Below are 8,725 nucleotides of genomic sequence, written 5' to 3'. Positions count from 1 at the left end.
GTCGCTGGTCCGGGAGGCGCCTGCCTCAGGGACCGGCCGTTGACCCTTCCGGGACACGAGGGCCGTCATGTTGTACCACCTGCTCTATCCCCTCAGAGAGTATCTCTCTGTCCTCAATGTCTTTCGCTATATCACCTTCCGTTCGGCGTACGCGGCGGTGACGGCTCTGCTCATAAGCTTCCTCCTCGGCCCCCTCTTTCTCAGGATGCTCAGACGGAACCAGCTCCTCGAAGGCGTTCGCGAGTACGTTCCGGACTCTCACGCGGCGAAGGCCGGCACGCCCACGATGGGCGGCCTCATGATCCTCGTCGCGACGCTCGTGCCGACGCTCCTGTGGGCGCGGCTCGACAACGACTTCATCTGGCTGATGGTCATCGCGACGGTGTGGCTCGGGCTGGTCGGGTTCACCGACGACTTCCTCAAGGTGGTGAAGAAGCGGAGGAAGGGACTGGTCGCCCGCTACAAGCTGGTCGGGCAGCTCGGTCTCGGGCTTCTGGTAGGGCTCTACCTCTATTACACGTCGCTCATCCAGCAGCCGACCGACGTGGAGGTCCCGTTCCTCAAGAACGCCGTGCTGTCGCTGGGCCCGGCGTACGTGGTCTTCGTGATGGTGGTGATCACGGCCAGCTCGAACGCGGTCAACCTGACCGACGGGCTCGACGGCCTCGCGATCGGTCTGATCGTGCTCTGTGCCGTCGCGTTCGGCGCGATGAGCTATCTGACGGGGAACGTGCGCTTCAGCGACTACCTCGACATACCGTACATCGCCGGGACCGGCGAGCTCGCGGTCTACTGCTCGGCACTCGTCGGCGCAGGGCTCGGCTTCCTCTGGTTCAACTGTCACCCCGCGCAGGTCTTCATGGGCGACACGGGGTCGCTGGCGGTCGGCGGCGCGCTCGGCACGCTCGCCGTGCTCATCAAGAAGGAGATCTGGCTCGTCATCGTCGGCGGGCTCTTCGTGGTTATCGCGGCCTCGGTCATCATCCAGGTCGCCTCGTTCAAGCTCAGGGGGAAGCGGGTCTTTCTGATGGCTCCGCTTCACCACCATTTCCAGAAGCTCGGATGGGCCGAGTCACAGGTCGTCACCCGCTTCTGGATCATCGGGGCGCTCTTCGCGCTGCTGGCGCTCTCGACGCTGAAGCTGCAGTAGTGCTGAACCGGCCCCGCGGGAGCGGGGAGCGCGCCGCCCCGGGAACGGGGCAGCGGAGGAGAGGGAACGTGTCGTCGTTCGATCCGAAGGGCAAGCGCATCGTCGTCCTGGGGCTCGCGAGAAGCGGCGTGGCCGCGGCGCGCCTGCTGGCGGACGCCGGCGCCTCGGTCGTCGCGACCGACCTCCGGGACGCGGACGCCCTCGGGATCGACGAGGACCAGTGGAGCCGACTCGGGATCGAGCTCGTGCTGGGCTCGCACCCCGAGACGCTGCTCGACGGCGCCGACCTGCTCGTGACGAGCCCGGGCGTCCCCTCGGACACCCCACTGACGGTCGCTGCGCGGGAGCGCGGCGTCGAGATCATCGGGGAACTCGAGCTGGCATGGCGCATGAGCGAGGCACGCTGGATCGCGATCACGGGAACGAACGGCAAGACGACGACGACGGCGCTCACCGGGGAACTCGTCGGGACGCTCGGCCGGCCGACGGTCGTGGCCGGCAACATCGGCGTCCCGGTGTCGGGCGAGGTGCGGAACGTCCCCCGGGGAGGTTTCGTCGTGGCCGAGGTCTCGAGCTTCCAGCTCGACACGATCCGCGACTTCCGACCCGTCGTGGCGGCGTGCCTCAACATCACGCCGGACCATCTCGACAGATACGACTCGATGGACGACTACGCGGCCTCCAAGGCGCGGATCTTCATGAACCAGAGAGAAGACGACGTGGCGATCCTGAACGCAGACGATCCCAGAACAGCGGCTCTCGCGGACGGCATCCGCTCGAGGGTGCTGTACGTGAGCAGCGCGCGGGAGGTGGAGCATGGCGCCTTCGTGCGAAGCGGCACGGTTGTTCTTCGGATGGACGGACGCGAGACGGAAGTCACAGCGGCGGGCGACCTGGGCATCACGGGTCCTCACAACCTCGCGAACGCGCTCGCGGCGCTCATGTCCGCTGCCGCGGTCGGGGTTGAGGCCGGGCCAGCGGCCCAGGTTCTGAGGGGCTTCCGTCCGCTCGAGCACAGGATGGAGCCGGTCGGCGAGCGGGGAGGCGTGCTCTTTGTCAATGACTCCAAGGCCACGAACATCGAGTCAGCGCGGTGCGCGCTCGCGAGCTTCGATCGACCGATCGTTCTCATCGCCGGCGGGCGGGACAAGGGCTCCGACTTCACGGGAATCCGTGACCTCGTCGCGGACCGCGTGAAGCATCTTGTTCTCATCGGCGAAGCGGCGGACGCGATCGAGAAGGCGCTCGGGGGAGAGGCTCCGCTCTCCCGGGCCGCGACCATGCAGGACGCGGTGGAGAGGGCGACCGACGCGGCCGACGACGGGGATGTCGTGCTGCTGTCGCCCGCGTGCGCGAGCTTCGACATGTTCGACGACTTCGAGCACAGAGGACGCGCGTTCAAGGACGCCGTGCGCGCGCTCCGTGCGGAGAGGGAGACGGCGTGAGACAGCAGGTCCGTTCGGACAGAGCGCTCATGTGGACGGCGCTCATCCTGGTGCTCATCGGGATGCTGACCGTCTACACGGCGAGCGCGTGGTTCGCCCAGACGAACCTGGGCGGAAGCCACGAGCTTCTGAAGCGGAACGCCTTCCGCGTCGTGCTGGGGCTCGTCGCGCTCTTCGCGGCCTACGCGATCGACTACCGCGTCTACCAGCGGCACGCCCGCAAGGCGATCCTGCTCGCCATCGGGCTCCTTGCTGCGACCCTGCTGTTCGGGCAGGTCTACCGCGGCACGAGGGGCGCGCTCATGGGCATCCAGCCCGGCGAGATCGCCAAGCTCGCGCTCGTGGTCTATCTCGCGGACGTGCTGTCGCGGCGGCGCGAGGAGCTCAGGAGCTTCCTGTACGGGCTTCTGCCGAGACTGATCCTGGTCGGCGTCGTGGTCGGTCTCGTTCTGCTCCAGCCCGATTTCGGCAGCGCGCTGGCGATCGTGATCCTCGCGTTCGTGATGCTCTTCCTCGCGGGCGCCAGACTCCTGCACCTGACCGGCCTCGGAGCGGCGGCCGCCGGGGTCGCGGCCCTCGCTGTACGAGAGGTCGGCCACATCGCCGACCGTGTCGCCGTCTGGCGATCGGTCGGCGACCTCTCGCTTGAAGGGGTCGACACGAGAGGCGCCGCGTATCAGATCCACCAGTCGCTCATCGCCCTCGGCTCGGGCGGCCTGACGGGACGAGGCATCGGGGGAAGCCTCCAGCGGGCTTTCATCCCGGACTCGTACACCGACTTCGCCTTCTCCATCTGGGCGGAGGAGCTGGGGTTCATCGGGGCGGTGGTGCTGGTCGGCGTCTTCGTGTTCCTGATGCTCCGGGGACTCCGCATCGCGCGCCGGGCGCCGGACCTCTACTCGAGCCTGCTGGCCTCCGGGCTGACTGCGATGGTCACGGTCTACGCGGCGATCAACATCGGCGTCGCGACGGCCCTGATCCCGACGACGGGGCTGCCGCTGCCGTTCGTCAGCTACGGCGGCTCGTCGCTGGTCGTCAACATGGCGGCCATCGGGATCCTGATCAACATGACGAAGCGGCGCGACATGCGGGCGTCGGCGCCGTCGGCGATGGCGCGGCGCTGGAGGGACGAGGGAACCGGCGTACGCAGTTCGAAGAGGAAGGGGACGTGAGGGTCATGATCGCAGGAGGCGGAACGGGAGGGCACATCTTCCCGGCCATCGCGATCGCGGACGCGGTCGAGCGGATCGACCCGGCGGCGGAGGTGCTCTTCGCCGGCCGGGCCGGCTCGCTCGAGGAGCGCGCCATGGGCGCGACGGGACGTCCGTTCCTCGCGGTTCCCTCGATGGGACTCCGCCGGGCGGCGGACCCGCGGAACGTGCTCGTGCCGTTCGTGGTCGGCGCGGGCTACGCGAAGGCGCTTCTCTCGATGGTGGGGCGGCGGCCCGACTGCGCCGTCGGAACCGGCGGGTTCGTCTCGCTTCCGGCGGTGGCCGCGGCGTGGTCGCTGGGCTCGCCGGTGGTTCTCCAGGAACAGAACTCGTACCCGGGACTCGCGACGCGTCTCCTCTCGCGGCACGCGCTCGAGGTCCACACGAGCTTCGATGTGACAGCTTCCTACCTGCCCGCGGCGCGGCGGACCGTCGTCTCCGGCAACCCGGTCCGGCAGGAGTTCCTGGAGGCAGAGCGTGCCTCGGCGAGAGAGGGGCTCGGGCTCGCGCCCGACGCGGAGGTTCTCTTCGTCGTCGGCGGTAGCGGCGGGGCGCGGACGCTCAACCGCGCTGTCGCCGCCGCGGCCGACGAGCTGACGCGCTCGGGCGTCACCGTCGTGGCGCAGACCGGTGAGGAGGGGGAGGCCGCGGTCGCGGAGGCGCTCTCAGGGACCGGCTCGATCGTCAGCGCCTTCTTCGACGACGTGGCCGACTGCTATGCGGCCGCCGACCTCGTCGTCGCGCGGGCCGGGGCGACGACCATCGCCGAGATCCAGGCTGTGGGGCGGCCCTCGGTGCTCGTCCCGTATCCGTACGCGACGGAGGACCACCAGACGAAGAACGCGATCGCCATGCAGGAGGCCGGAGCCTCGATGCTCGTGCAGGACGACGAGATGACGGGTGTGCGGCTCGCAGCGGTCGCGACAGAGCTCATGGGAGATCGGGCACGGCTGACGCGCATGTCCGAGCACGCCAGGTCGCTCGCGCGGCCCGACGCGGCTGACAGGGTCGCGCGAGCCGTCCTGGCTGCCGCCGGCGGAGAAGGTGCGGGGAAGGGGCGGCAGGCATGACGATGTTCGGACGCGTGAAGCACGTGCACCTCGTCGGCGTCGGCGGCGCCGGCATGAGCGGGATCGCCGAGGTGCTTCTGAACCTCGGGTACATCGTATCGGGCTCGGACCTGACGTCTTCACAGACGACCGAGCGACTGGCCGGACTGGGCGGGCGCATCAAGGAGGGCCACGACGCGGCCAACATCGAGGGCGCCGATGTCGTGGTCGTCTCTACGGCCGTGCCGCCGAGCAACGTGGAGGTTCGGGCGGCGCGCCAGGCGCACATCCCCGTGATCCCGCGCGTAGAGATGCTCGCCGAGCTCATGCGGATGAAGTACTCGGTCGCCGTCGGCGGCTCGCACGGCAAGACGACGACGACGTCGCTGATCTCGGAGGTGCTGTCGAACGGCGGGCTCGATCCGACCGTCGTCGTCGGCGGAAAGCTGAAGACGCTCGAGACCGGCGCGAGGCTCGGCGCGAGCGAGTACATGGTCGCCGAGGCCGACGAGAGCGACGGGTCGTTCCTCAAGCTGTCGCCGACGGTCGCGGTCATCACGACGGTCGACGAGGAGCATCTGGACCACTACTCGGGACTCGACGAGATCAAGGAAGCGTTCGTTACGTTCGGCAACTCCGTCCCGTTCTACGGCTGCTCGGTTCTCTGTATCGACGAGCGCAACATCCAGTCGATCGTCGGGGACATCGAGCGGAGGGTCATCACCTACGGCCTCGCGACCCAGGCGGACGTACAGGCCACCGACCTGAACCTCGAGCTGGCGTCGCCGTCGTTCGACGTCGTCGCCGGCGGCGAGACGCTGGGCCGGATCGAGACGACGATGCCGGGGCTCCACAACGTCTACAACTCGCTGGCGGCGGTCGCCGTGGGGCTGGAGCTCGGTGTTCCCTTCGAACACATCAGGGAGGCGCTCGGGAGCTTCGAGGGCATCTCGAGACGCTTCGAAACCAAGGGGGAGGCGAACCATGTGCTTGTTCTGGATGACTACGGACATCATCCGGCGGAGATCAGGGCGACGCTCAGAGCGGCGGCCCGTCGATGGGACCGGCGACTCGTCGTCCTCTTCCAGCCGCATCGCTACTCGCGAACGGCCAAGCTGGCTGATGAGTTCGGCAGAAGCTTCCACGACGCGTCGGTCCTCCTCGTGACAGGCATCTATGCCGCGAGTGAGGAACCGATCGAGGGCGTGACGGGCGCCGGCGTGGTCGAGGCGGCGCGCCGCTACGGCCATCACGCGGCCGAATACGTCGAGGACGGGAACGAGCTTCTGGAGCGCGCACTCGAGATCATCAAACCGGGCGACGTCGTCATCACGCTCGGCGCGGGCGACATCTATCAGGTCGGGGAGAAGCTCCTCGAGAGGCTCAGCACGGACGGCGGCCGACAGTGAGGGGTCCGAGAGAGGACGGGGGACGAGGTTGACCGATCCGAGCGCCCGGGGAGCGTCCCCGCGGCCGAACCACGGCGGAGAGTACGCATTGGGTATCACGGATCGCATACGGCGTGAGCTCGAGCGCATCGCGCCCGGGGCGGTGCTCCCGGACGAGCCGATGGCGCGGCACACCTCGTTCGGTCTCGGCGGCCCGGCCGACCTCTACGTGGAGCCTCCGCACCGCGAATCGCTGAGAGACGCGCTGTGCCTGCTCCGGTCCGAGCGCGTCCCCACCCTGGTCCTCGGCCGCGGCACGAACCTGCTGGTCCGCGACGGCGGCATCGAGGGCGTCGTCGTCGGGACGGCGAGCGCTCTCGACAGCATCGATGTCGGCGGCAACGGCCTGACCGTCGGAGGGGGTGTCCCGCTGCCCAGGGTACTCAGACACGCCGCCCGGGAGGGGCTCGCGGGGCTCGAGGAGCTCTCGGGCATCCCGGGCAGCGCGGGAGGTGCCATCGCGATGAACGCCGGGAGCTTCGGGCTCGCCATAGGCGACAGGGTCGAGCGCGTCGAGCTCTTCTCCGAGGGCACGCCGTCGCTTCTCGAAGCGGGCGCGCTCGGGTTCTCGTACCGCGGCTCCGGCATTCCGGAGGGAGCCGTCGTCGAGCGGGTCAGGCTCCGGCTGGCTTCCGGTGACCCGTCCGACATCGAGGCCCGGGGCAGGGAGTTCATGGAGAGGAAGTGGCGCACGCAGCCGTCGGGCATGCGGAGCGCCGGCTGCATCTTCCGGAACCCGCCGGACGACGCGGCAGGGAGGCTCATCGACGAGGCGGGGCTCAAGGGACTTCGGGTCGGCGGAGCCGTCGTGTCCGACCTCCATGCGAACTACATCGTGAACGACCGCGGCGCCTCGGCCGCGGACGTCGAGGAGCTCATCGAGACCGTCCGGCGCCTGGTCGGGGAGCGCGCCGGTGTATCGCTCGAACTCGAGGTCGGCGTCATCGGTCGTCCGCTGCCGACCGGCGGGAGGTCGCTGTGAGCGCGGCGCGCGCGAGACTGGGAAGGATCCTCATCCTCGCCGCCGCGGGGCTTCTGGCGGCGGGAATAGGATACGCGGTCTACGCGGCGCGGTCGTGGGGCGAGGAGAGCGGCCGGTTCGTGCTGGAGGGGATCGAGGTCGAGGGCAACACCGTTCTGACGAGCGACGAGGTCATCACCCTCGCCGGCGTCCAGCGGGGCGCCAGTCTGCTCGATGTGGACATCAGAGAGGTCGAGCGAGCCGTTGCGGCCCACTCCCGTGTGACGCGCGCGAGAGCGAGCCGCCGCCTTCCCGACAGGCTGACCATCTGCCTCACGGAGAGGCGTCCGGCGGCACTCGTCGCCGACGGGCACGGAGGATGGGTGGAGGTGACGTCGGACGGAACGGTGCTCCCGACGGTCGAGCGAACGGACGTCGTGGACCTGCCGGTCGTGACGGGAGTGAAGGCGCCCGCCGTCGGCGTAGCGGCGGGAGAGGAGCTCACGGCAGCGCTCCGCGTCCTCGAGAGGGCGTGGGAGGTCGCGCCGGAGCTCTGGATGGACATTTCGGAAATCAGAATCGCGCCGGGGTCGGGCTTGACTATCTATACGGTAGCCGACGGGGCAGAGGTCAGGGTTGGCCTCGGCGCATTAACTCGCAGCGACCTGAAGCGTCTCTGGCTCGTTCTCGCCGACGCGGGAGCGAGAGGACGCCGGGTCGAGCAGGTCGACCTCAGGTACGACCGCCAGGTGATCGTCCGTTTCGCGGACGGTCAGCCCGAGCGCGGCGTCTAGGAGGGAGGAGGCTCCCTTGAGGAAGAGCGAGATCATGGTCGGTCTCGACATCGGTTCCTCCCGCATCAAGGTCGTCGTCGCCGACGTCCGGGAGCGCGAGCTTCCCGAGATCCTCGGCGTCGGTTCGGCCGATTCGTCGGGAGTCGAGGCCGGTGTCATCGTCAACATGGAGCGCGCCTCGGCGGCCGTCTCGACGGCGATCGAACGGGCCGAGGACAGCGCCGAGGTCGACATCGGCCGCGTCGCCGTGACGATCGACGGCGAGCACTCCAAGGGGATCGACAGCCGCGGCGTGATCGCCGTGTCGCGGTCGGGCGGAGAGATCACCGAGAGCGAGGTCGCCACGGTGCTCGATGCCGCCAGGACGCTCGCGCTTCCCGTTGGGCGGACGATCCTCGACGTGCTGCCGCAGGAGTTCTTCGTGGACGGCCAGCGCGGCATCCGCGACCCCATCGGCATGTCGGGCGTCCGTCTCGGCTCGAAGGTACACATCGTGACGGCGTCGGAGCAGGCGGTCGAGACGGTCCGCAGGGCCGTCAGGAAGATCGGCGTCAAGGCGAGCGCCGTGTCGCTCCGGGCCGTGGCGGCCGCGTCCGCGTGTCTCTCCGAGGACGAGCGGGAGCTGGGGGTGCTGCTCGTCAACCTCGGAAGCGACACGACCGGCCTG

Annotated in this window: 8 protein-coding genes; all 8 read left to right on the top strand. The window is 69.1% G+C overall.

Annotated elements, in window-relative coordinates; all coding sequences use genetic code 11:
- Positions 1–67 precede the first annotated feature (67 nt).
- Positions 68–1,150, top strand: coding sequence for a phospho-N-acetylmuramoyl-pentapeptide-transferase (locus GF405_08725; GenBank protein ID MBD3368237.1), 1,083 nt, complete (start codon positions 68–70; stop codon positions 1,148–1,150).
- The gene (murD, locus tag GF405_08720) at positions 1,063–2,595 is read left to right on the top strand and encodes a UDP-N-acetylmuramoyl-L-alanine--D-glutamate ligase (protein MBD3368236.1); all 1,533 of its coding nucleotides are present in this window, start codon (positions 1,063–1,065) and stop codon (positions 2,593–2,595) included. The genes GF405_08725 and murD overlap by 88 nt, the downstream gene beginning before the upstream one ends.
- Complete coding sequence (locus GF405_08715; protein ID MBD3368235.1) at positions 2,592–3,767, top strand: stage V sporulation protein E; 1,176 nt, start codon at positions 2,592–2,594, stop codon at positions 3,765–3,767. Before murD ends, GF405_08715 begins: the two co-directional genes overlap by 4 nt.
- Positions 3,764–4,876 (top strand): undecaprenyldiphospho-muramoylpentapeptide beta-N-acetylglucosaminyltransferase, encoded by a 1,113-nt coding sequence (gene murG, locus GF405_08710; GenBank protein MBD3368234.1) that lies wholly within the window; start codon positions 3,764–3,766, stop codon positions 4,874–4,876. The genes GF405_08715 and murG overlap by 4 nt, the downstream gene beginning before the upstream one ends.
- Positions 4,877–4,878: 2 nt before the next feature.
- On the top strand, positions 4,879–6,264 hold the full coding sequence (locus tag GF405_08705; GenBank protein ID MBD3368233.1) for a UDP-N-acetylmuramate--L-alanine ligase: 1,386 nt from the start codon (positions 4,879–4,881) through the stop codon (positions 6,262–6,264).
- Between the two features lie 88 nt (positions 6,265–6,352).
- A complete protein-coding gene (murB, locus tag GF405_08700; GenBank protein ID MBD3368232.1) occupies positions 6,353–7,285 on the top strand; it encodes a UDP-N-acetylmuramate dehydrogenase in 933 nt (310 codons plus the stop codon).
- Positions 6,988–8,058: an FtsQ-type POTRA domain-containing protein gene (locus GF405_08695; GenBank protein ID MBD3368231.1), complete on the top strand. Its 1,071-nt coding sequence runs from the start codon at positions 6,988–6,990 to the stop codon at positions 8,056–8,058. The genes murB and GF405_08695 overlap by 298 nt, the downstream gene beginning before the upstream one ends.
- Before the next feature lie 16 nt (positions 8,059–8,074).
- A partial coding sequence (gene ftsA, locus GF405_08690) for a cell division protein FtsA (GenBank protein MBD3368230.1) occupies positions 8,075–8,725 on the top strand: 651 nt, incomplete at its 3' end.

Source organism: Candidatus Effluviviaceae Genus V sp. (genome assembly GCA_014728125.1).
GTDB lineage: Bacteria > Joyebacterota > Joyebacteria > Joyebacterales > Joyebacteraceae > WJMD01.
This window is presented reverse-complemented; position numbering and strand designations above follow the sequence as displayed.